15 protein-coding genes are annotated in these 24,708 nt (G+C 34.3%); 13 read left to right on the top strand and 2 right to left on the bottom strand.

Annotated features, from left to right (window positions below):
- The first annotated feature begins 5 nt into the window (after positions 1-5).
- The 13 genes from SCSC_RS05630 (at position 6) to SCSC_RS05570 (ending at position 22,869) form a co-directional block, all read left to right on the top strand.
- Entirely contained in the window at positions 6-245 is a 240-nt protein-coding gene (locus SCSC_RS05630) for a hypothetical protein (RefSeq protein WP_006270422.1), read from the top strand.
- Positions 220-1,749, top strand: a complete 1,530-nt coding sequence (locus SCSC_RS05625; protein ID WP_006270456.1) for a CD1107 family mobile element protein — start codon at positions 220-222, stop codon at positions 1,747-1,749. The genes SCSC_RS05630 and SCSC_RS05625 overlap by 26 nt, the downstream gene beginning before the upstream one ends.
- Before the next feature lie 96 nt (positions 1,750-1,845).
- Positions 1,846-4,902, top strand: coding sequence for a VaFE repeat-containing surface-anchored protein (locus tag SCSC_RS05620; protein ID WP_006270423.1), 3,057 nt, complete (start codon positions 1,846-1,848; stop codon positions 4,900-4,902).
- A gap of 87 nt (positions 4,903-4,989) precedes the next feature.
- Positions 4,990-6,693 carry a DNA topoisomerase 3 gene (locus SCSC_RS05615; RefSeq protein WP_006270428.1) on the top strand — a complete coding sequence of 568 codons (1,704 nt, stop codon included), beginning with the start codon at positions 4,990-4,992 and terminating at the stop codon, positions 6,691-6,693.
- A gap of 88 nt (positions 6,694-6,781) precedes the next feature.
- The gene (locus SCSC_RS05610) at positions 6,782-7,387 is read left to right on the top strand and encodes a DUF6088 family protein (protein ID WP_000612353.1); all 606 of its coding nucleotides are present in this window, start codon (positions 6,782-6,784) and stop codon (positions 7,385-7,387) included.
- Positions 7,380-8,387, top strand: coding sequence for a nucleotidyl transferase AbiEii/AbiGii toxin family protein (locus SCSC_RS05605; protein WP_006270429.1), 1,008 nt, complete (start codon positions 7,380-7,382; stop codon positions 8,385-8,387). The genes SCSC_RS05610 and SCSC_RS05605 overlap by 8 nt, the downstream gene beginning before the upstream one ends.
- Positions 8,388-8,456: 69 nt before the next feature.
- Positions 8,457-17,177 (top strand): helicase-like domain-containing protein, encoded by an 8,721-nt coding sequence (locus SCSC_RS05600; RefSeq protein WP_006270425.1) that lies wholly within the window; start codon positions 8,457-8,459, stop codon positions 17,175-17,177.
- A gap of 42 nt (positions 17,178-17,219) precedes the next feature.
- Positions 17,220-17,879: a hypothetical protein gene (locus tag SCSC_RS05595; protein ID WP_006270421.1), complete on the top strand. Its 660-nt coding sequence runs from the start codon at positions 17,220-17,222 to the stop codon at positions 17,877-17,879.
- A 140-nt stretch (positions 17,880-18,019) separates the two neighbouring features.
- On the top strand, positions 18,020-18,229 hold the full coding sequence (locus SCSC_RS05590) for a helix-turn-helix domain-containing protein (RefSeq protein WP_006270432.1): 210 nt from the start codon (positions 18,020-18,022) through the stop codon (positions 18,227-18,229).
- A 4-nt stretch (positions 18,230-18,233) separates the two neighbouring features.
- Positions 18,234-20,054, top strand: coding sequence for a KAP family P-loop NTPase fold protein (locus SCSC_RS05585; RefSeq protein ID WP_006270453.1), 1,821 nt, complete (start codon positions 18,234-18,236; stop codon positions 20,052-20,054).
- Between the two features lie 10 nt (positions 20,055-20,064).
- On the top strand, positions 20,065-20,850 hold the full coding sequence (locus tag SCSC_RS05580; RefSeq protein WP_006270445.1) for a Qat anti-phage system associated protein QatB: 786 nt from the start codon (positions 20,065-20,067) through the stop codon (positions 20,848-20,850).
- A 2-nt stretch (positions 20,851-20,852) separates the two neighbouring features.
- Entirely contained in the window at positions 20,853-22,139 is a 1,287-nt protein-coding gene (gene qatC / locus SCSC_RS05575) for a Qat anti-phage system QueC-like protein QatC (RefSeq protein ID WP_006270448.1), read from the top strand.
- Positions 22,132-22,869 (top strand): TatD family hydrolase, encoded by a 738-nt coding sequence (locus SCSC_RS05570; protein WP_006270449.1) that lies wholly within the window; start codon positions 22,132-22,134, stop codon positions 22,867-22,869. Before qatC ends, SCSC_RS05570 begins: the two co-directional genes overlap by 8 nt.
- Before the next feature lie 24 nt (positions 22,870-22,893).
- On the opposite strand, the gene SCSC_RS05565 is transcribed toward SCSC_RS05570, so the two are convergent.
- Entirely contained in the window at positions 22,894-24,225 is a 1,332-nt protein-coding gene (locus tag SCSC_RS05565; protein WP_006270436.1) for a relaxase/mobilization nuclease domain-containing protein, read from the bottom strand.
- Between the two features lie 5 nt (positions 24,226-24,230).
- Positions 24,231-24,581, bottom strand: coding sequence for a plasmid mobilization protein (locus SCSC_RS05560; protein WP_006270454.1), 351 nt, complete (start codon positions 24,579-24,581; stop codon positions 24,231-24,233).
- Between the last annotated feature and the right edge of the window lie 127 nt (positions 24,582-24,708).

The following is a 24,708-nucleotide window of genomic DNA, read 5'->3' as shown; positions in this document are numbered from 1 at the left end:
ACAATGTGAAAAAAGAACTAACAGTAGTTAAAAACAGAATAAAGAAGTTAAATGATAAAAAGGCTCTGATTGATGAAGAATTGGAGTCTTTGTTTATTCGTGAAGAAGAACTTGAAAATGAAGAAATTATTGCCATTTGCAGAAAGAACAACATCACAATCAGCGATTTGATAGCAAAGGTAAACAGACAAAAAGCAGAACTGAAAAAGGAGAAAATAAATGAAAACCAATTTGAAAAAGAATAAGAAATTATTTGGAGCAGGACTTGGGATTTTGCTTATAGTTACAGCCATAGTTGTTGGAATGTTTGCAAGTAGTAGGATTGTATTTGCACAAGGTGGCTTACTTCCAACATTTATAAGTCCAACAGAAGCACCTACAAGTGACAATGCTGTTCAAACAGGAGCAGAAGTAAATGTAAAATACATTTTTGAGAATGAAATGATTTTTAAAGAAGAAAAGATAAAAGCTAAGAAAGGGCAGCTGCTTGATAGCGGAGATCTTCCAGAGCTTTCCGATGATATGAAATTTATTGATGAATTTCTGTTTTATGAAGTGAAGGGAGATGGAAAAGATGAGATTAGCCGTAAGGTAGAAAGGACAAAAATCAAGGATAAAGAAAGTCAGACGGGAAATGGGGAAACACAGACAGAACTTTCTAAAGACGATATTTCCAAAATGAAAAAAGAGGCAAAAGAGCTTCAGGATAAACTTGATAAGTTAAATTGCGAACTTAAGGACAAAGACAAATTAAGTGATAAGCAAAAGGAAAAAATCAAAGACCTTGAAGATGAGATTGAGAGCCTAAAAGGAAAAGTAAAAAAGGGCAAGGGAAATAAAGACTTATCAGTTGATATGAAAAAGGAAATAGATAAGCTGACTGAAAAGGTCAAAGAACTTGAGAAAAAGGCTGCGGGAACAAATAAAGCCCATATAACATCGCAGTCAGTTACACCGATTAGTCCAATTTCTGGTATTAAGTCAAGTTCAGGTATTTCTCCTCAAACACCACAGACTTCTATAAGTAGTACTGGTAAAGGTTCATCTGATAAAGTAAGCTCAGATAATACTACAAAGGATGCAAGTAAAACGGAAGTAAAGGAAAAAGAAAAGGAAGTTCACTATCCCAATAAGTTGACAGCTAAAGCTCCTGCGAATAAAAGTCAGGACTCATCAATTGATGGTACAAGCAAGAGCGTAAATACTAATAAAGGAATAGCTTCATCGTCATCAAAGGCAAGAGCGTCCGTTACGGAAAATAAAGATAATGCAAATAAGGACTATCCGATTCATCATGGAGATGGCAGTGATAATAAAAAAACAGATCAGTATACAGCAGATGCAAGGCAGTTTATTACCTTCCAAACTAAAAATGGAAAGACTTTTTATTTAATCATCAACCATGATGAGACACAAGAAAATGTAATGCTTCTTACAGAAGTATCCGAAGATGATTTACTGAATATGGTAGAGAAAAAAGAAACACCAAAACGGGAAGTAGTAAAAGAAGAACCTGTTAAGGAAGAAGTAAAGCCTGAGAAGAAGGACGAAAAGAGTAATTTAGGAACCTATATTATTTTGCTTCTTGTAGTAGGTGGTGCATTAGGAGCAGGCTACTATTTTAAAGTTGTGAAAAAGAAAGAAGATAAAGAACTTGAAGCCTTAGAGGAGGAAGATGATGATTTCTTTTCTGAAGCTGAAAGCGAGGAAGAAATAAATGATGCAGATGAAGTAGAAGATGAAGAATAAACGCATCTAAAAACATATGATTTTGGGTGCAAAGTCAGGGCGGGAGAGTAACATCTTTCGCCCTATTTTAGTTAAAACGGAAAGGAGATATACAGAATGAGAAAAATTCAGAAATGTCTATCATTGCTATTTGCCGTGTTATTAGCAACGATGGGGATGGCATTTAATCCAGTATATGCGACGGAAGGTTTGCAATACTGGACAGAATCAAAGACAAGAGTAGGAATGGTTGAAAAAGTAATGAATGACGGGTCTATTACCTCTACATTTAATGAAGGATATTTAACTGTTGGAGGAGAAGATGCTTATTGTATTGACATCAATACGAACTTTAGAAGTGGATATAAAGTAAGAGAAGATGCAAGTACTCGTATGAGTCCTGAACAGATAAGTGATATTGCGTTATCCATTGAATATGTAAAACAATATACTAAAAGCCATGGGGGAATAAGTGAAAATCATGCTTATCTTTTAAGACAGCTTGTTGTTTGGCAACGATTAAGCACGCATTTAGGCTGGAACTGTGATAACGTCAGAGCTTCCTATAATGAGATAGATAAAAATATACAGGAGGAAGTATTCATCGGTGCGAAAAAATTTGTGAAAGAGAATAGGGAACGATATGAATGTGGAGGATATGTATATTCCGGTGAGGGACAGGATTTGGGGCAATTTTGGGCAAAACTTAATGTTGGGAAAGTGACGCTTCAAAAAAAATCCAGGAATAGTGATGTGACATATGGCAATGGCAATTATTCGCTTGCCAATGCAAAATACGGGGTATTTTCAGATGAAGATTGTAGCAACCAGGTCGCAACTCTTACAACAAATGAAAAAGGCGAGACGGAAATTATAGAAATGAAAATTGGAATCGCTTATATTAAAGAACTGTCTGCACCGCCTGGATATAAAATTGATCCAGCAGTCCATCCTATTAAAATTGAAACGGGCAAAACAGTAATTTTGAAAGTTTCTGATATGCCTAAAGTTACAGATTGCTCTGTTGAAATTTTTAAAATAGATATGGAAACGCAGGTATCAAACCCACAAGGAAATGCCTTGTTAGAAGGAGCAGAATTTACATGGAAGTATTATGAGGGCATTTACAATAAAGAAAATCTTCCGAAAGAAGCAACCTGTACATGGGTTACAAAGACTGTTTCTGAAAAGAAAAGTGATGGCACAATTCGTTATATTACAAAATTATCAGATGAACATAAGGTATCAGGCGATCGTTTTTATATGCAGGACGGGAAGATTGTTTTGCCGATTGGAACATTAACAGTTGAAGAAACAAAAGCTCCGAATGGCTATTTATTGAAAGGTTCTTATATACAAGTAGGAAATAGCGGCGAGCAAATCAAGGGACTTTATGTTGCACAAATTATGGAAGAAGGTGATTTTGCAGTATTGACGGGAAGTAATCAGGTGGTTGTATCGGATAAAGTCATTCGTGGCGGAATAAAGATTCAGAAACGAGATTTGGAAACAGGAGATACAAAGCCACAGGGGGGTGCTGCTTTAAAGGATGCTTCTTTTAATATCATTTCTTTAAATGAAAACAGTGTTCTGGTTTTGGGAAAACTTTATAAGAAGAATGAAGTAGTAAAGACCATCTATACGGATATTAACGGAATTGCTTCTACATCTCCAGATTTACTTCCACATGGGAAATATAAACTTTCAGAAAAAACACCGCCTGAGGGTTATTTAACAAACGGGGCAAAAGAAATAGAATTTTCAATTACAGAAGACGAAAAAATGGTTGATTTAACTGATAAGGACCATTCTATCTATAATCAGGTCAAGCGTGGAGATATTGAAGGAGTTAAGATAGGAGAAAAGATGCATAAGAGATTGGCAAATATTCCTTTTAAAATCACAAGTAAAAGCACAGGAGAAAGTCATATTGTATTGACGGATCGTAACGGACAATTTTCAACTTCATCTAAATGGAACTCTCACAAGAATCATACCAATGAGGGAAAGAGTAGTGAAGATGGAATTTGGTTCGGAATATCTGAACCGGATGATAGTAAGGGCGCCCTGCCTTATGATACCTATACAATCGAAGAGATGAGATGCAAAAATAATCAAGCTTTTGAATTGATTCCGGCATTTGAAGTTGTGGTATCTAAGGACAATCATACAGTTCATTTGGGGACTCTTACTGATGCATATAAGGAGGAAGTGTCTATTCATACAACAGCTACAGGAAAAAATGGTGAAAAGACAATGTTTGCAGATAAAAAAACCATTATCGTGGACACGGTTAAGTTAAAAGGTTTGAAAGAAGGAATCAAATATCAGCTGAAGGGCTGGCAGATGGTAAAGGAAGATCATAAAGAACTTGTTGTAAATGAAAAGAGAGTTGAAACTACGAAAGAGTTTATCGCAAAAGATGCGGGCAGCAAGAAAACAATGTATTTTGAATTTGATAGTAGCGAACTTTCAGGAAAGAATTTGGTAACTTTTGAAGAATTATATGAACAGAAAGAAAATGGTGAATGGATAAAAGTTGCAGAACATAAAGATTTAAATAGTGAGGAGCAGACAATTTTAGTGAAAGAAAGGGAAAAAACACAATCTAAGAAAATCACTATCAGAACCGTATCGACCGGAGAAAATGGTGAAAAAGAGCTGGATAATAAAAAAGAACTTATCTTAAAGGACAAGGTAGAACTGGATGGCTTAGAAAAGGGTAAAACATATAAGCTAAAGGGTTTTCAGATGATTAAAGAAGATAATGTGGAACTTAAGGTCAATCAGAGATTAGTGCAAAGTGAAAAAGAATTTACTGCCGAAGATGCCAAAGAAGTTCACAATATGAAATTTACCTTTGATGCAAGTGAGCTGCTAGGTAAAAACCTTGTTGCCTTTGAGGAATTTTATGAAAAGGATGAAGACGGAAGTTGGAAAAAGGTGGCAGAACACAAGGATATTAACGACAAGAACCAAACAGTTCACATAAAGGAAAAGCCACAGACACCTAAAAAGGAAAATCCGACACAAAAAGAAGATAAGCCGAGAGAAAATATAAAGCAAGGTTCTATTCCAAAGACTGGTGAGTCATCAAATATGTATTTCTATGTAGGAATACTTTGTCTATCATTGGCTGGAATGATTGCTTATGGGTTGTATAAAAGGAAGTAAATAGCAACAACTATATGAATAGATAGACACAGGGCGGAGGATAAAATTTTTCGTCCTATTTTGATTTATAACAGGAGGAAAACACAGATGAAGTTAGTTATTGCAGAAAAGCCGAGTGTTGCAATCTCCATTGCAAAGGTTATTGGAGCAAATAAAAAGAAAGACGGATATTATGAAGGAAACGGATATATGGTGAGCTGGTGCGTTGGACACCTAATTCAAATGGCAAATCCGAATGCTTATGATGAAAAGTACGCCAAGTGGAATATGGCTGATTTACCGATTATTCCAAGCGACTACAAGTATGAAGTAGCAAAGGCAACCAAGAAGCAGTTTAACATCCTTAAAAAGCTGATGAATAATAAAGAGATTGATATGGTTATCAATGCCTGCGATGCAGGGCGTGAGGGAGAAAGTATTTTTAGACTTGTATATAATCAAGTGAATTGTAAAAAGAAGATGAAACGCCTTTGGATTTCTTCAATGGAAGATAGTGCCATTAAAGAGGGTTTTGATAACCTAACAGACGGAAAAGACTATGATAATCTCTTTGAATCGGCACAGGCAAGAGCTATTGCGGATTGGTTAGTCGGAATGAATATTAGTAGGCTCTACTCTTGTCTGTATCAGCAAAATTACAGTGTTGGCAGAGTGCAGACACCTACCCTTGCCATGATTGTAAAAAGAGATGATGAGATAGCAAATTATCAGAAAGAAAAATATTACACAGTAGAGCTTTCTATGAATGGATTTACACTTTCAACAGACAGAATTGATGATGAAGTTGCTACTGAACAGCTAATCAATTTAGTAGACGATAAGATTGAAATTACTGATATTATTCAGAAGGAGAAAATTACAAAGCCTGACTTGCCATTTGATCTTACAACGCTACAAAGAGAGTGTAATAAGTATTTCGGATACAGTGCTAAACAGACACTTGATTATGCTCAAAGCCTGTATGAAAAGAAACTGATTACCTATCCAAGAACAGACAGCAGATGTTTAACAGAGGATATGATTGTAAGTACGGTCAATAACATTTTGGGTAAAAATGACTTTGATACAGAGCGTATTAAGGTAGTATTTGATTCTAAAAAGGTTACAGATCATCACGCTATTATTCCGACAGTAAGCTCGCTAAGTGAGGATTTATCGAATATTCCTGAGAGTGAAGCAAAGGTATATAGGCTTATTTCTAATAAGCTCCATGCAAGTGTAGGCTATCCACTTATTGAAAATACAACAAAGATTGTAGTTTTATTTGACGGCTTTGAGTTTACAAGTGCCGGCAAGGTTGTTAAAGATGACGGCTTTACAAAATATCTTAAAGATTACAAGTCTAAGAAAAATGAAGATATAGAGCTTCCTGATGTAAAAGTAGGCGATGTATTTGAAGTAGAAAATAAAGAGATTAAAGAGAAATTCACCCAACCTCAGAAACACTTTACTGAAGATACACTTTTAAAGGCGATGGAGGTTGCAGGAAATGATGCCTTAGAAAAAGGTGCTGAGGTGGAAAGAAAGGGGCTTGGTACTCCGGCGACAAGGGCAGGGATTATTGAAAACTTAATCTTTAAGGGATTTGTAGAAAGTGATAAGAAAAATCTTATAGCCACGCATAAAGGAATTAGCCTTGTAACGATTGTAGCGGATAGCTTTAAGTCAGCAGAAACTACCGCAAAGTGGGAAATGGAGCTATCGGATATTGAAAAAGGCAAGGAAAATAAAGAAGATTTTCTGAAAAAAATTGAGGAAGAAATAAATATTACGATAAAACAATACAAATAGGAAACTTTTAGAAAAGTTTTAGAAAAGTTTTAGCATTGACTTTTTGCACCCAAAAGTATATAATTTTAGGTGCAAGGAGGTGATTTATATGATTCCTATAACGAATCAAATAGAAAAAATTATGTCAGAAAATCAAGGGAAAATTTTTTCTATTAATGATTTCTACAATCTTGGAACAAAAAACACAATTAAATCTGTCTTATATAGATTAAATGAAGAAAATCAGATTACGAGGCTCATTGATGGATTATATATAAAACCAAAATATAGCGAGATTTTAAAAGAATATTCCTATCCGGATGCAAGTGAAGTTGCTGAAAAACTTGCAGATAAATTTTCTTGGACAATAGCTCCCACAGGAGATACAGCTCTAAACTATACAGGATTGTCCACTCAAATTCCTAATGAGTATATTTATATTTCAGATGGGGCATATAGAGAATATTTGTATAGGGATAAAAAGATCATCTTTAAACACACAACAAATAGAAACATAACATCTTATTCCAAAGAATTGTCCATTTTAATACAGGCAATTAAGGCATTAGGCAAAGACAACATCAGTGAAGAAGATATAAAAAAGCTTGCTGTATTTGCCAAAAGAATTAAAGAAAATTTGAAAGAAGATACTTTAAAACTTCCTTTTTGGATACAGGAAGTTTTAGAAAAGATACAGGAGATCAACTATGAGTAAATTATTAGAAATATCAAGCGAAGAATTAGAGCTTGTTATACAAAACACCGCAGACAAACTCAATATGTCGAAAGCTATTGTAGAAAAAGATTTGTGGGTATGTGTGATTTTAAAATATCTGTTTAGTAGGTTTAAGTACAGGGATGCTATTGTTTTTAAAGGTGGAACAAGTCTATCTAAAGTTTATAAGTTGATTGAAAGATTTTCAGAAGATATAGACCTTGCGTTAGATTGGAAAGTTTTAGGATACGGAAAAATAGAACCTTATGAAGATAGAAGTAATACCAAGCAACTAAAATTCATCGATAAAATAAATGATGATACAAAAGTATTTCTGCGTGATGAATTTCTGCCCACTCTACAAAATGATTTTAAAGAAATACTAAAGCACAAAATATATAGTTTTTATATTGATGAGTTTGACAGACAGACAATATGTTTTGACTATCCTAAAAATCATAAAGATAGCTCGATTCTACAAGTGATAAGATTGGAAATTGGAAGCTTAGCAGAACCAATTCCTGCAAGCAATCAAAAAATAAAAACTTATATCGAAGAAGCGTATCCAGAAGTATTTGATGAAAATATAGAAGTTGTGGCGGTAGACAGTTTACGAACCTTTTTTGAAAAGATTACTATACTTCATAGAGAAGCAAATCGAGTGAATGGAAATTATCCGACAAGATATTCAAGACATTTTTACGATGTTTATAAAATGATACTAACGGATATTAGAGAAAAGAGTTTTGAAAACATCGAACTATTAAAAATAGTTATTCACTTTAAGAAAAAATTCTACGCAAGTAATTGGGCGAAATATGATGACATCATGAATGGTAATTTAAAGTTAATACCATCAAAGGAAGGATTGGAAATTTTTTCAAAAGACTATGACAGCATGAAAAATATGTTGTTTGGAGAAAAGATACCATTTGATAAAATCATTGAGACTCTTAAGGAATACGAGAAAGAGTTGAATGGTGTTATAAAAAATAAATAAATATAATTTTGGACATAGACGGTAGAGAACATCTATCGTCTTTTTCATGTAAAAAAGAAGGAGGTAAAAATGCGAATAAATGATTTTCATAACATTTTGGAACTTGTAAAACTGGATATTTTGCAAAGTGAAGCAGAATACCTGAAGCTCTTAAAGGTTGTCGGAAACAATCAAAGATATGACTTTAGAAGTCAATTAAGTATCTATGATAGAAATCCTGAAGCGACAGCCTGTGCCAAGTTCGATTATTGGAGGGAACGATTTAACCGAACTGTTATGAGAGGGCAGAAAGGTATCCCTATTTTAGAGGACTATGGCACATACAAGAAAGTGGACTACATCTTTGATATAGGTCAGACAGTTTCAAGAAACAGAGATGTCAATGAAGTCAATCTTTGGAGATTCGATAAGGAAGCTCATCAAGATGTCTTAAAGGAAATGATAAAAAGTGTGGGATACGAAGAGAGTGAAAGCATCTTAGAAAATATCTTTTCTTTAAGCAGGCTTTACGGAGATGAAAAGATAGATAGACTTATGAATGAGCTTAGAATAGCAGATGAGGATAGAATATCTTTTACAAAGTTTGTGAGGGACTCAATAAGCTATGCAGTTGCTTCAAGATTTCAGCTTGATTATACTATGGATAGTGAACTTTTAAGAGAAAATTTTGAAAGATTTGATAGTATATCTCTTATGAGTCTTGGTGAAATCGTATCGGATATTAGTGGAAATATCATTGATGCGACCATTCAGAAAAGTAAAGAGCTTAATAAAGAAGTTTTAAGAGGTAAAGAAGCAGGATATAATAAGATTAAAGAAGAAATTGAGGAGGTAGAAGAAAATGTACTTCGACGAGATGATCAGAAAAGAAATGAAAACGAGCGAGTTCTCCGAAATGGAGAGTACGGACGAGATAATAGAGAAAATCAGGGAGAATACGCTAAACAGCTTGGAGGAACAGGCGGACTTCATGAAAGAATTCCCGAATCCGACTTACGCAGTGATGAGGCTGGATTATCTATCACAGAGCGAGGAGCAGAGCCACTTCGAGATGTTGGTAGACCTATACAAGGAGAAGAAGCTGACAGGACACCTGATGGATATTCAGAAACAAGCGATAGACTTTATGAGAACGGAGAAGCCGAAATTGATGGCAGCGTGGAAGATAGAGGACGAGAACAATCCGCAGTATGGGGCAATGATCTCAGCTCTGAAAGAGATGACCATCAAGGAAGTGGTAGAAATCTAAAACAAAATATTGAAGTAGAGATAAGAGAAGCTGATAAGGCTTCTTTTTCTTTACCTGAGAATTCTTATGGACAGATGAGGCTTACTATTCCTCTTAATCAGAAAGAGATAGACACTATCCTTATTAACGGAGGGAACCACGATGGAAGTAGACTTCCTCTTATTGCTGAGTTTTCCAAAGGAAAGAGCAATGAAGAATTAGGAGAATACCTCAAAGATACCTTTGGGGGTGGAAACGGATTTTACATTGATGAAAGAGAGGCATCTTCCTGGTATTCGGATAAAGGCATTCATTTAGCTTATGGGACTTCAGCAAGAGAAGATGATACGCAAATTCTAAGCTGGAATGATGCAGCAAGTAGAATAAATGAGCTTTTGGAAACTGGAGAGTTTGCCACAAATGTGGAACTTTCAGAATCCCTTGATTATGAAAGAGATAGAATTTCAGAATCCCTATGGTATATATATCACGATTTAAGCGAAGAAGGAAAAGCACATGGGTATTTTGATTTTATAGAAAGAGGTGGTGGCTTTCCGGAAGAAACGAAAAGATTGTCTGAAGCATTAAAAAATCCTGAATACCTAAAGGAAACAATCAAAGAATACAGTAGGTTCTTAGCAGGCTACAAAGAAAACAGAGGTGTACTAAGATTTCATTATCACAAGGTAGATAGCCTTTATCAGAAATTACAGGAACTTGATCTGCCACGAAAGGAATATAGTACCAATCTGACAGAATTTCCTAAAGTAAAGCCATTTATTACGGATGACGAAGTTCTTGCTACCCTGTCAAGAGGAAGCGGAATAGATAAGGGAAAAGAGCGAATTACAAAATTTTTCAAGGAAAACCATACGCTTCAAGAAAAAGCTAACTTTTTAAAAGATGAGTATGGCATAGGTGGAAGCTCTCATGCTGTTTCAGGGGCAATGGGAAGTGATGAATGGCACGATGCTAAGGGACTTAAATTACAGAAGAAAGATTGCAGTGATGTTTTTCTTACTTGGTCAAGTGTGGCAAAGCATATTGATGAGCTGCTTTCTAAAAATCTTTATCTTGAGGAAAAAATAGAAGGTAATTCAGAGATAGAAGAAGCAAAAGAACCACAATATTATTCTAAAGATGATCCTGAAAACTTAATGACTGATGAAATGCTTGAAAGAGTGCCTGAGCTTTATGCACAGGAAGATGTCGCTTTAGCAGATAAAGAGGTTCATGCTGCATATATCATTCCGTTTAGAAGTAATTGGACTTGGTATATGACGGAGTATGATAGAGAAAGTGGAGATGCCTTTGGACTTGTACTTGGGATTGAACCTGAATGGGGATATTTCAGTATTGAAGAGTTGAAAGAATTAAATGCCCAGAGGCTTATTTTAGAAGATTTTCCAAAGACCTTTAGAGAACTTAAAAATACAGAGCTTGTCAAGCAGATGGATGAGCAGGAGCTTCAATCGGTATTTAACGGAGAACTTAGTTTTGAAGAAGAAACAGAGCTTGAAGCACCTGAAGAAGTAGAAGAAAGAATAGCTGCAACACTTGTTCAAGGAACGCTATTTGATTACCTCAAAGAAAGAGAAGAAGTAGAGCTTAATGAAGAAAAGGAAAGCCTTACCGATGAATTTACAGTTAAAGAAGGTGATACAGTCTATTTCAACCATGAAGAATACACTGTAAGGGAGATTGCTAAAAATCAAATCACAGGAAGAAATGATTTATGGCTTGATCCGGTAAGAAGTGGAAATCGTCAAATCCCGATTATAGCCTTTGAAGATAATGGGGACTTACTAAAGCAGATAAGCCTTGAAAGACCGAATTTTATTGTTGGTGATGAAGTTAAATATAAGGACAAAAACTATACCATCACACGCTTTGATGATATGGGAAATAATCTAAAGACAGTAACGGTTAAGGACAATACCGAATATCTTGGCGGTATGATAACAGGCTCCGATGTAATCCCTTATCATCTTGAAAGCGATCTTGAGAGGGTATTTCAAAATATAACCTATACGAACCCTGAAAAGACTATTGAGGAAGTAGAAATAAAGAAAGCTGATGCTCATAACTTCAAAATCACAGAAGAAACGCTCCCGGAAAAGTTATCTCCAAGTGAGAGACTGAATAACAACCTTGAAGCAATTTCCATGCTTAATCGTGTAGAGAGTGGACAAAGAGAGCTTGACAGTACAGCTCAGGAAGTTTTAGCGAAATATGTAGGCTGGGGCGGACTTGCTGATGTGTTTGATGAAAGTAAAGAGGGACAATGGGAAGCTGCAAGAAGTTTCTTAAAGGAAAATCTATCACCATCTGAATATGAAGCTGCAAGAGAATCTACCTTAACAGCCTTTTATACACCTAAAACAGTTATTGACAGCGTATATAAGACACTTGCAGGTATGGGATTTAAGAGCGGAAATATCTTAGAGCCAAGTATGGGAGTTGGAAACTTTATAGGAAATCTTCCCGATGAAATGAGTAAGTTGAAGTTTTACGGTGTAGAGCTTGACTCAGTAAGCGGTCGAATTGGAAAACTCTTATATCCTGAAAGTGAAGTGCAAATTAAGGGATTTGAAGAAACTACCTTTTCCAATAACTTCTTTGATGCAGTTATCGGTAATGTCCCCTTTGGAGAATATAAGGTAAATGACAGGGAGTATAACAAAAATAACTTCTTGATTCATGACTACTTCTTTGCGAAATCCATTGATAAAGTAAGAAATGGTGGTGTTATCGCCTTTATTACATCAAGCGGAACAATGGATAAAAAGGACGAAAGTGTCAGACGCTACCTTGCAGCAAGAACAGAGTTTTTAGGAGCTATCAGACTTCCAAATGATACCTTTAAGGGTTTTGCCGGAACGGAAGTAACATCGGACATTATTTTCCTAAAGAAAAGAGATAGTATTAGAGAAAGGGATGAGGACTGGATACATCTATCTGAAGATAAAAACGGACTTACCTACAATAAATACTTTGTGGATCATCCTGAGATGGTGCTTGGAAGTATGGAGGAAGTACTCGGAAGATTTGGAAATATGATAGCTTGCCTTCCAAAAGAAAATGCTAACTTAAAGGAATTACTTACAAAAGCAAGTGAAGAAATCTCTAAAGATGCAAAGTATGAAGAAATAGAGCTACTTGACGATGAAATCAGCACAATACCTGCAACAGATGATGTCAAGAATTTCTCCTATACCATTATTGATGATGAAGTATATTACAGAGAAAACTCACTTTTCGTAAAGAAGGAAGTAACGGAGAAAAATAAGGAAAAGATTGAGGATTATCTTGAGTTAAATGATGCTCTAAAAGATGTAATCTACAAGCAAAAGGAAGATTTTTCTGATGATGAAGTAAGGAAAGTTCAGGAGAAGTTAAATGAAGTCTATGACAGTTTTTCTAAAAAGCATGGGTATGTAAATAACCTTTCTAACACCAGAGCCTTAAAAGAAGATAGCAACTTCCCGCTTGTATCTTCAATAGAAATCCTTGATGAAGAAGAAAACTTTAAGGCAAAGGGAGATATTTTTTCAAAAAGAACAATTACAAAGGCAAAGACTATCGACCATGTAGATACTTCTTTAGAAGCTCTTGTGTTATCTATGTCCGAAAAGGGTTATGTGGACTTTGACTATATGGAAAGCCTGACAGGAAAAGACAGATCGACTTTGATAGAAGAATTAAGGGGAGAAATCTACCTAAACATCAGGGAAGAACAGAACTTTTACAGACCACTATCCTTTAACTTGGAAGATGGGGATTTACCTTTCGCCTGTGCAAACGGCAGCAATTCATATAAGTATGGCTATGTAACAAAAGATGAATATTTATCAGGAAATATCAGGGATAAAATCGCCATTGTTGACAGTTATCTATCAAAACTTAGACAAACGGAAAGAGAGCTACCTCATCTTGGATATGCGGAAGATGGCAAAGAAAAAGAGCTGATAAGCTATGAGATGAACCGTTTAGAATACCAAAAGGCAGAGCTTGTAAAAGTTTTACCAAAGGAGCTTGAAGCAAGTGAAATCAATGTAAGACTTGGTGCTACTTGGATACCGATTAAAGATATTGAGAAATTCATCTTTGAAACACTGAAAACTCCGGGCTGGGCAAGATGGGATATTAAGGTTAAGTTTTCAAATCTTACAAGCGAATGGAATATTGAAGGAAAAAGCAAAGACAGAGGAAATGACCTTGCTGAAATGACCTACGGTACAAGTAGAGTAAGTGCCTATAAGCTGATTGAAGATGCATTAAACCTTAAAGAAACGAAAGTATTTGACCAAATTGTAAATCCTGACGGCTCCAAAACTTCTGTGCTAAATAAAAAAGAAACGCTTCTTGCAGGGCAGAAACAAGAACTTCTAAAGGAAGAATTTAAGAACTGGATATTTAATGATCAGGAAAGAAGAAGCAGACTTGTAAAACTGTATAATGAGCGTTTTAACTCTATCAGGAATCGTGAATATGACGGAAGCAACCTGTCTTTTGAGGGGATGAATACTAAAATAGAGCTTAGACCTCATCAGAAAAATGCTATTGCAAGAAGCCTTTACGGAGGAAATACGCTTCTTGCCCATGTGGTTGGTAGCGGAAAGACCTTTGAAATGGTGGCTTCCGCAATGGAATCTAAAAGGCTTGGGATGTGTTCCAAGTCTTTATTTGTTGTACCGAATCACCTGACAGGTCAAATTGGCAGAGAGTTTATGCAGCTTTATCCGTCAGCTAATATTATGGTGGCAGATAAGAAAGACTTTGAGCCGAAAAACAGAAAAAGGTTCATAGGAAGAATTGCTACTGGCGAATATGATGCGGTTGTAATCGGGCATACTCAGTTTGAAAAAATTCCGATGAGTAAAGAATATCAGGAAAAACACATTCAGGATCAGATTGATGAAATCATCAACTATGTTGAGGAATATAAGCATGATAGAAATCAAAACTTTACAGTAAAACAGCTTGAAAAAACAAAGAAAAAACTGGAAACAAGGCTTGAAAAGTTAAACGACGATTTTAAGAAAGACGATGTTATTACCTTTGAGGAATTAGGCGTTGATAAGCTATTTATCGACGAAGCACACAATTACAAAAATCTCTATCTCTACACAAAAATGAGAAATGTAGCAGGTATCGGTCAAAGTGAAGCCTTTAAGTCCTCCGATATGTTTATGAAGTGTAGATATATGGATGAAATGACGGGTGGAAAAGGTATTGTATTTGCCACAGGAACGCCTGTAAGTAACTCTATGACAGAGCTTTATACCATGCAGCGTTATCTTCAGTATGAAAGTCTTAAAAAGAATAATTTAGAGCATTTTGATAGCTGGGCATCTACCTTTGGTGAAACACAGTCTGCCTTTGAATTATCTCCGGAGGGAACAGGGTACAGAGTTAAGACAAGATTTTCAAAGTTCTATAATCTTCCGGAGCTTATGTCTATGTTTAAGGAAGTTGCAGATATTCAAACAGCGGATATGCTGAATCTTCCAACACCGGAAGCACACTATGAGGTTATTAAAACATTGCCAAGTGAGGAACAAAAAGAAATCCTAAAGAGCCTATCTGAAAGAGCTGATGATGTCAGAAATAGAGTTGTTGAGCCTGATGAGGATAATATGCTGAAGATTACTAATGACGGAAAGAAACTTGCTTTAGATCAGCGTTTAATCAATCCTCTGCTACCTGATAATCCTGATAGTAAGGTCAATGTATGCGTAAAAAATGTGTTTGCCATTTGGGATAAGACAAAAGAAGATAGGTCAACACAGCTTCTATTTTCCGATATGTCAACTCCAAAAGGCGATGGAGAGTTTAATATATATGATGATATTAGAGAAAAACTTGTAGCAATGGGGATACCGAAAGAAGAAATTGCCTTTATCCATGAAGCTAATTCAGACAAACAAAAAGATGAACTCTTTGCAAAGGTAAGAAAAGGAGATGTGAGGATATTACTCGGTTCTACTCAGAAGATGGGAGCAGGTACGAATGTCCAAAACAAGTTGATTGCACTTCATGACCTCGATGTCCCTTGGCGTCCTGCCGACCTTGAGCAGCGTGCGGGTAGAATTGTAAGACAGGGAAATGAGAATAAGGAAGTGAATATCTATCGTTATGTAACGGAGAATACCTTTGATGCGTATCTTTGGCAGACCATAGAGAATAAGCAGAAATTCATTTCTCAGATTATGACAAGTAAAACTCCTGTTCGTGTTGCAGAAGATGTGGACGAAAGCAGTTTAAATTATGCTGAAATAAAAGCACTTGCAACAGGTGACCCAAAGATTAAGGAAAAGATGGACTTGGATAATGAGGTTACGAAACTTAAAATGCTTGAAGCAAACTTTAAGTCGAATCGTTACAGGTTAGAAGATAAGGTGGCTAAAAACTATCCGGAGGAAATCGCAAGGACGGAAAAGTTAATTGAAGCTGTAAAGAAAGATATAGCAAATGTAGAACCACAAGGAGAAGGCGAAAATAAATTTACTTCCATTACTATTTTAGACGAGAAGATTACCGATAAGAAATTAGCAGGAGAAAAACTTCTTGAAGCGATTTCTAAAGTAAAAATCAATGAAAGTAAGATGATAGGAAAGTATAGAAACATGGACTTAGAGGTAAGCTATAACTTCTTTACCAATTCCCATAATTTTAGCTTAAATGGTGCTACAAAGCATTCAGGAGAGCTTGGAACAAGTGCAGATGGTAATATCACAAGACTTGATAATGCTCTTGAGAAAATACCTGAGAGATTAAAGAGGCTTGAAGAAAAGCTCATCAGCACAAAAGAGCAGCTTGAAAATGCCAAAGAAGAACTTGAAAAGCCGTTTGAAAAAGCTGATGAATTAAAGAGTAAGGTGCTTCGCTTGGCAGAACTGAATAAGCTCCTTGATATGGGTGATGTGGAAGAAAAGGGAAATGACAATCCTCTTGTGGAAGATGTAAAAAGAGCTATCATAGACTTTTGCAACAGAGAATATGAAGAAAACCATAGTTATGATGAGTTTGATACTCTATATCCTGACTTAAAGCACATCGGCATCGCCTATACCAATACACCTGACGAAAGACACGGCATCCAATATGAGCTTAATTTAGAAGCTAAAATATGGACACAGTATATTGATGATACTCCAATCAAAACAGAGAGCTTCGACTATGAAAACAAGGGAGAGAACGAAGCTCTAAGGAATATGAAAAAAGAAATTGAGTTATCCTCTTTTGAAGATTTAACTTATATAGACTCAGAGGACTTAAAGGCAGCTCTCGGACTGGACATTGATGATGAGGGAAACTTTTATGATCCGCTTGGCAAAGATATGGATAATGACGGAATTCCTGACCGATATGACAATGATTTCAGGGACAGTGATTACTTTGAATCAACCTATGATGTGGAAGATAATCTCCATACAAAAGAGGAAACTTCTCAAAGAACGGAAGATAAACCGTCTATTTTAGGACAGATCATAGCTTATCAAAGTGAAAGCAAAACGGAAGAGAAACAAACTACAAAAGAACAGGAATATGCAAGATAAGGGAGCGAATAGCTCCCTTTTACCATGAAAGGAGATAAAAACATGGATTACAAAACAATAAGGTATAGGATTGAAGATATGGTAAATGATAACCATAAAGACTTTGTGAAGGCGATTATAAGCATGGAAAAAGGTATCAATGATGAAAGTGCTTTAAACAAGCTTTATGACGCTTATATGGACAATGACACCGTTAATTTGCTGCATGAGGAATTTGACTACATGATCGAAGATTTAAGAGAACAGGGGCAGATAAAAGACCTGGCTTATGTTCAGGAAGAGAAAGATAACCTTATAAATATCGTTGGAAATGTTGTCGGTAAGGTAGATGTTGTTGAGAGAGAAAACAAAAACGGAGAAGCCTTCAAGGTAGCGAATTTTTCCGTAGTATCCAAAGATGATGAAGGTAACAAGCTATATCATAATTGTTCCGCTTATGGAGAAAAAAGTTATATTCCAAAGGACTTTAAGCAGGGAGATTTTGTTAAGCTCTTTGGACAAATCAGAACTTCCATTGATGATAACGGCAAGGAGCATAGTAATGTCAGGATACTTTCTTCAAAGCTCTTAAAGGCAAAGGAACAAATGAAAGGACAGGAGGTAAAGAAAGAATCTGTACTTGGAGCTATCAAGAAATATCAAGCTGAAGATAAGGAAAAGCCAAAGGAAAAGAAAGAAGCAAACAAAGAAGCTGAGAGATAAATTTATGGTCGGTGTGGTCTTAGGGCTGCACCGTCTCTTTTTTTATTTGTGTGAGTTCGATTAAAGAGAATATATTTATGAAAAAAGTATATTTTATGGTATAATGTAATGAATATAGTTTTCTTGAACGGAGGATAAGAATGAGGTTTTTTAGTTATAAAAGATTGTTCAAAAAACTCATTGATTTAGATATGACAAATAATGAATTGATGGAAAAGGCAAAAGTAAGTAAAAGTACATTTTACAAAATGAAGAACGGACAAAATGTAACTACGGATGTTTTGCTTAGAATTTGCAATGCTTTGGATTGTGATATTGAAGATATAATGGAATGTATAGAGGAAAGGTAATAAAATGTGGAAAGACAGTGAATCAAATATAGATTATATAGATTTTGAGTATATTGCGGAATTGGTTAATGAGATAGTGATAGATGATAGTTTACTTCCTGCGAGTATAGGTGTTTATGGTGATTGGGGTAGTGGAAAATCAAGCATTATGTCAATCAGCCAAGAAGAACTATGCAAGAAAGATAATGCTGCTCTGATAATAAACTTTAATGCATGGTTGTTTGAGGATTATGGAGATGCTAAAAATACTGTAATTAATTGCATATTAGATCAAATAGAAGAAAGAATAAAAAATAAAGAAACATTGAAAGATAAATTTAAACATTTAAGAAAAAGTATTAGTGTTTTTGAATTGTCTACTGCATTAATAAAAAATTCTTCCACAATAATTTCATCGATACTAAATCCATTAAATTTTGTTGGAGTAGCAGAGAATACAAGTGAGGACATAGTTGAAAGTATTGAAGGAATAAAAAATAGATACGAGGCAATTGTATCTCATGAGTCATTAAGAAATGATGTAGCAAATTTTAGGAATGACTTTGGCAAACTGATAGAAGACAGTGACATTTCTAGAGTAGTGATTTATGTTGATGAAATGGATAGGTGCTTACCAGATACTATTTTAGAAATATTTGAAGCTATGAGATTATTTTTATTTACTGGGAAAGTTGCTTTTGTATTTGGTGCTGATGAAAGACAGATAGCATATGCAATTCGTCAAAAGTATTCTGATAGTATTTTTGAAACAGAACATAAAATTAATATTGGTAAAGAGTATTTAGAAAAAATAATTCAATATCCTATACGAATTCCTACAATGACAGTACCAGAAACAGAGATGTATTTAACGTTTTTATTTTGTTCAAAGTTTTTATCAAAGGAAGATTTTCAATCTTTAAAAAATGATTGTATTAATCAATTTAGAGCAAATACATCAAGATTTGAGCTTCCAGCTAAAGTAGCAGAATTTACCAACTCTAATGATATTTCAAATTTTTATAGTTTATCAAGAAAGATATCATACCTATTAAATAGCGGATTAAATGGCAATCCAAGACAATTTAAGCGTTTTCTAAATGAATTTGAAATGAGGAAGAAGGTCGCAAAGTTAAAAAAAATAGAAATTGATGAAAAAGTGCTTGTGAAAATGATGATGCTTCAATATGTTAAGCCAAATATATTTGCTGACTTTATTGAATTATATGGTAAAGGAAACTTGAATATGTGTCTAAGTCTGTACAAAACAGATGATGAAGAACATGAAGGGCAAGTATCTAAAAAAGAATCGAAAACAAAAAATAATAAAAGTAATTTTGAAAAGAAGTGGGATGACGAATGGTTTGAGCGATGGATGAAAGAAGAACCCAGTATAAAAGAGGAAAATTTAGAGCCATACTTTTATCTATCAAGAGGCACTAATGATGTATTTAATTATTCTTCAAACATTAAACTTTCTGAACCTGCAAGAAAGATAATTGATGCTTATATGGGTGAACACGATATTCTCATTACTCGTGCAAGTTCCGAAATAAAAAATATTTCTATCGTTGAATGTAATCTGATGGTTGATGAATTATATAATGCGTTTATAACAGAAAGTGCAAAGAAAAATATTAATGTAATTAAAGGACTTGTGGAAATAGCATTAAATAAAAGAGAATGTTTTGGAACTGTATTAAGCAAATTGAAATTGATTCCTGCTGATAGTATTAATATAGCTATGATAGTTCATATAGATGGATTAAAAGCTATAAATGAAGATGAAATAAACAAATTAATTTCTACATGGGAGAATGACAATTTAAAACTAAAAAAACATTAGGGAGGTTGAAATGGGAACATCAAGTTCATTTAAAGGAAAAGTAGGTAATGCATTATTACCGAATGATTTTAATACAAGTGATGAATTGACTGATGAAAATGATAGTAATGCAGCTAATCAAATTAATGATGAAAATAAAAATATTCAGGAAAAAGAAAATAATATAAATTGGACTTCAGCAAAGACATCCATGAGTAAATACATATCTTCTGCTGGTAAGGTAGGCTCGCCTAGAAGTATTGTGAGAAACTATATAAAAGCATCTGGCGGTACTAATAGAATAATATCAAATTCAAGCAAGAGTATAAATGCTACATTAAAGATTGGAAATATATTAGGTTCATTTACAAAACAGGGAATATCTAAAACTCTTGCTGATATAGGGTTGTCGTTAAATAATTATTCTTTGCCTGAAGCTATGTCAAAATTGGTTAATTATGTAGAAGATTCTGCTGTGTCAAAGAGCGATGTTGCAATAAGAACAGCTACAGCTAACACCCTGGAAAAGTTAATGGAATTAAATATAGATAATGATAGAGTAGATCAAGCGACATCAATTGTACTTATGCAATATTTTGTTGCTGATTTAATTTGGCAACAAATGCTTGTGGATTTTGGATATTCGTTTGAAAAATATGGAAACGATCAAAATGTGTTGATCAGAGTCGAAGAAGATATGAAGGAGTATATTAAAGCTAGTGTGGAAGAATCTTTTAAACGCAATAAGGATAAGACCTTTTCGAAAGATTTGTGTGATGATGTAGTGAAAAGTTGTTTAAAAATAATGGAGGGATAATAATGAAGGTATTCTGTAGTAATGATAGAAAAAAATATCTTCCAGAAGGATATGATGAGCATATTGATATAAAGTGTAGATCAGATGTAGGCTTTCAATTTTGGGATAAACATATGAAGTTTGATAGCGAATTTTCAAGTTTAGCAATAGATTTACTTTATATTTCTATATTTGTTTTTGCGATGGACAGAAAAGTTTTAAGAGCCGAACAACCTGATAATTGGTCAAGAAGTATTGAACTCAACATTCCTGTTTCAGATGTTGTATTTTGGGATGAAAGAAAAACTCTATTGCATACTATGATTAGTTTTTTAAGTGGAGATGATTGGAAGTTTTCATTTAGAAAAAAAGAAATATTAGATGAAAGAGATTTTTATGAAAGAAATAAATATAAAAAAGCTAGAGCAAAATCCTATGATACAGTCTGCATGTTATCAGGAGGATTAGATTCATATATTGGGGCTATAGACTTATTAGAAAAAAGAAATAATAAAGTCCTTTTTGTGAGTCATTATGGTGGTGGAAAAGGAACAAAGGAATATCAAGATTTGGTTTTTCAAAGTTTAAAAACGGAATATGAATTGGAGGATTCAGATTATATACAATTTTATGCTTCATGTAAAAATGGTGTGGAAGACACTACTCGAACACGTTCATTTATGTTTTTTTCACATGCAATCGCACTTGCTTCTGCATTTAATATAGATACTCAAATGTATATCCCTGAAAATGGTTTTATTTCTTTAAATATTCCTTTAACTGGTGCTAGGTTTGGCAGTAGTAGTACGAGAACAACACATCCATATTATATGAAATTATTAAAAAAATTAGTAAAAGAAATGGGATTAAACTTAACAATAATTAACCCTTATCAACTTAAGACAAAGGGAGATATGGTGCTTGAGTGTAAGAATATAGAACTTTTAAAAAATAACTATACCAAAACTATGTCATGCTCTCATCCTGACGTAGGTAGGTATGACAAAGAAAGTAAAACAATGCATTGTGGTTCATGTATACCTTGTATAATAAGAAGAGCAGCTTTATTAAGAGGATTTACTAAAGATAAAACAGAAGTAAGGGATTTTAAATTGACAAAAACAGAAGCAGCAAGATTAAATAAAAATGCCTTTTTAAAAAAAATAGAAACGTTTAAAAGTGACGGGGCGATTATGGAAATTCAAAAATCTGGTATCATAGATGAAAATTTAAATGAAATTGCAAGTATGTATTGCCGAGGAATTGACGAAATTAAAATGTTTTTTTCGGAGGTTATAGGAGATGATTAAGTTGATAGATTTTCATTGCCATCCAGATTTATATAATGATAATTTTAATCTATTAAAAAAAGCCAAATATAATAATTTTAGCGTTATCGCAATGACAAATCTTCCACAGCTATATAAAAGATATGAAGATTTATTTGGTGGCGAAGAGTCAATGATAATCTCTTTGGGTTATCATCCACAGTTGGTTGTAGATTATCCGAATGAAATGGAAAAATTTTTGAAATATATAAAAAGAGCAAAATTTATCGGTGAAGTGGGGCTTGATAAAACTATAAAAGATGAAATTCACATAAATAAACAAAAGGAAATATTTAAGAGGATTATTTTTGAGTGTAATAAGTTGGGGGAAAAGATAATATCAATCCACTCACGGAAAGCGGATGATATTATTTTTGATTTCTTGAAAAAGAGTAGCTGTATATATATTTTACATTGGTACACGGGTAGTAAAAAAAGATTATTAGATGCAATGGCTGGTAATGATAATTTATATATTTCCATTAATTCTGATATGATATCGACTATCCAAGGTAAAAAAATAGTCAAAGATGTTCCATTATCAAAAATAGTATTGGAAACGGATGCTCCTTTTACAGAGAGTACCAAAAACATGTACCCAGAATCTATTTTGCATGATATAGCAATTGAAATAGCTAAAGTTAGAGAGTGTGATTTAATAGAAATATTGAAAAATATTGAATATAATTCCAATAGAATATTGTCAATATAAAAGTAAAAAGGGTAAAAAAGATGGTTATCTCTCCATCTCCTTACCCATATAAATTCCGTAATTTTTTCGTATCTTGTAAAGTTCGTTCATAATAGATTTTGAGGAAGAATACTCTTGCATTAGGGTATTCTTTTTTTCTTGTAATTTATCAAGTTTAGATAAAATATCCTTTGAATCTGGGAGCATGGAATAGGATTTTTTGAGTTCTGAAAGGGCATTTTCATATAGGGTAATCTGAGCTTTGTACTCTTCAAAAAATGACTTATCAGACGAATTTGCCTTATATTCCTTGTAGTATGCCCTGTATTTTTTAACGGTATTAACTTGTTCCATAGTGGCAGAAAGCAACAGCATTTCCTTATCAATAACCTTGATTTTATCCTGTAAATTTTGCCTTTCGTCGGCTGCTTTTTGGATGTACTCATCAAGTTGCTTAACGGATTTAATACCTTGTTCTCTGAGGAAGATAACAGACTCAGCCATTGTATTAAGGTTATGTTTGGTTGCCCAATATTCATAGCCTTTGCTTTCTTTTACTTTAACATTTGTGTTCATATCAATAACATTGCCAATGCGTTTTTTGACGGCAGGGGTTTTAATAGACGATATTTCTGCAATGCGTTCTTTTAACCTTTCTTCAGTATAATCTTCTCCGATTGTTTTAGATCTTGTAAATCTCGGCTTATCTTTCGGTTTAAAAGCAATGTGTTTGCCATACTTAATTTCATAGCCAAGATCAGCCATTGTCTTTAGAAAATCGTCCCAATCCTTAGACTGTTTAATCATTCTGTCAATGTCAAATTGAAGTCTACTTTTCCAAGAAGTACCACGCTTTGCCTGTTCATTCTCATACCAAGATTTACCGTTAGTCTTGTATTTTTTCTTATAATTTTCGTAAAACTCATCAATGACAGATAGGTTGTTTTCTTTGCATAGCTTATCGCTTTGATACCTGATTTGATGATAGCTTTTCTTGTTGGATTGGTAGCATCTACCCGTTACCATATTTACATTATTGAAGATGATGTGATTGTGAATATGTCCTTTGTCTATGTGAGTAGATAAGACAAATTCATACTCATTTTTTAATATCTTTTTACACAGCTCCATGCCGATCTGGTGTGCTATTTCAGGCGTAGTTTCTCCCGGTAAAAAGGATTGAATAAGATGCCTTGCAAGAACATTTCCCTTTGTTCCTGCATCATTTCGTGTCCTTAAAAATTGTGTATGGGCAGTTTCTTGATGGCATTTATGAGTGCTGACTAAAATCTGCTCATCTGTTTTATCTCCATTTACAATGTAGTCGATAGCAAGATTAAGAGTCGATTTTATTGGATGTATTTTTGTAATAGCCATAAAAACTAATCACCTCCCGAAGTCCTGTTGAGCAGCAGCGAATGAATTTGCCATAGCTCTTTTGAGAAATGTTCAATCTCTTTTTTTATGTCATTGATGTCCTCTTTATAGATTATGCCTGTTGAATTAACTCGCTTTGCAATCTGATTGATGTTGTTTGTAGCATTGGAAAGCAAGCCTTGTAAATCTCTGAAAGGTTCTAAATCTACTTGATATATTTCCTTTTCTAAAACGCATTTGCGGATAAAATGGCTCATATTTCTGCACTTCGCAAGTTTTCGTTTCTCTTCAAAAAGAGTCTTTTCTTCTTCGGTCAATTTAATTTCAAGTCTTTCATTTCGTATTCTATTTGCCATAGGTAATTCCTCCTTTAGATGTATTTCGGGGTCTTAGGGTTCTCCCTAACAAGTCAAAAATTGATAAAAAAAGAAGCAGATCCCAAAGGGCTGCTTCATCAAATTTTCCGTAAGTGTCCGTACACTT

Origin of the sequence: Streptococcus constellatus subsp. constellatus, from assembly GCF_023167545.1 — a bacterium.
Lineage (GTDB): Bacteria > Bacillota > Bacilli > Lactobacillales > Streptococcaceae > Streptococcus > Streptococcus constellatus.
The sequence above is the reverse complement of the archived record's forward strand: the minus strand, read 5'-3'. Positions and strand labels throughout refer to the sequence as shown.

Coding starts and splice junctions, on each gene's coding strand:
- SCSC_RS05625 (WP_006270456.1), top strand. CDS start 220: ATGAAAACCAATTTGAAAAAGAATAAGAAATTATTTGGAGCAGGACTT.
- SCSC_RS05620 (WP_006270423.1), top strand. CDS start 1,846: ATGAGAAAAATTCAGAAATGTCTATCATTGCTATTTGCCGTGTTATTA.
- SCSC_RS05615 (WP_006270428.1), top strand. CDS start 4,990: ATGAAGTTAGTTATTGCAGAAAAGCCGAGTGTTGCAATCTCCATTGCA.
- SCSC_RS05610 (WP_000612353.1), top strand. CDS start 6,782: ATGATTCCTATAACGAATCAAATAGAAAAAATTATGTCAGAAAATCAA.
- SCSC_RS05605 (WP_006270429.1), top strand. CDS start 7,380: ATGAGTAAATTATTAGAAATATCAAGCGAAGAATTAGAGCTTGTTATA.
- SCSC_RS05600 (WP_006270425.1), top strand. CDS start 8,457: ATGCGAATAAATGATTTTCATAACATTTTGGAACTTGTAAAACTGGAT.
- SCSC_RS05595 (WP_006270421.1), top strand. CDS start 17,220: ATGGATTACAAAACAATAAGGTATAGGATTGAAGATATGGTAAATGAT.
- SCSC_RS05590 (WP_006270432.1), top strand. CDS start 18,020: ATGAGGTTTTTTAGTTATAAAAGATTGTTCAAAAAACTCATTGATTTA.
- SCSC_RS05585 (WP_006270453.1), top strand. CDS start 18,234: ATGTGGAAAGACAGTGAATCAAATATAGATTATATAGATTTTGAGTAT.
- SCSC_RS05580 (WP_006270445.1), top strand. CDS start 20,065: ATGGGAACATCAAGTTCATTTAAAGGAAAAGTAGGTAATGCATTATTA.
- qatC (WP_006270448.1), top strand. CDS start 20,853: ATGAAGGTATTCTGTAGTAATGATAGAAAAAAATATCTTCCAGAAGGA.
- SCSC_RS05570 (WP_006270449.1), top strand. CDS start 22,132: ATGATTAAGTTGATAGATTTTCATTGCCATCCAGATTTATATAATGAT.
- SCSC_RS05565 (WP_006270436.1), bottom strand. CDS start 24,225: ATGGCTATTACAAAAATACATCCAATAAAATCGACTCTTAATCTTGCT.
- SCSC_RS05560 (WP_006270454.1), bottom strand. CDS start 24,581: ATGGCAAATAGAATACGAAATGAAAGACTTGAAATTAAATTGACCGAA.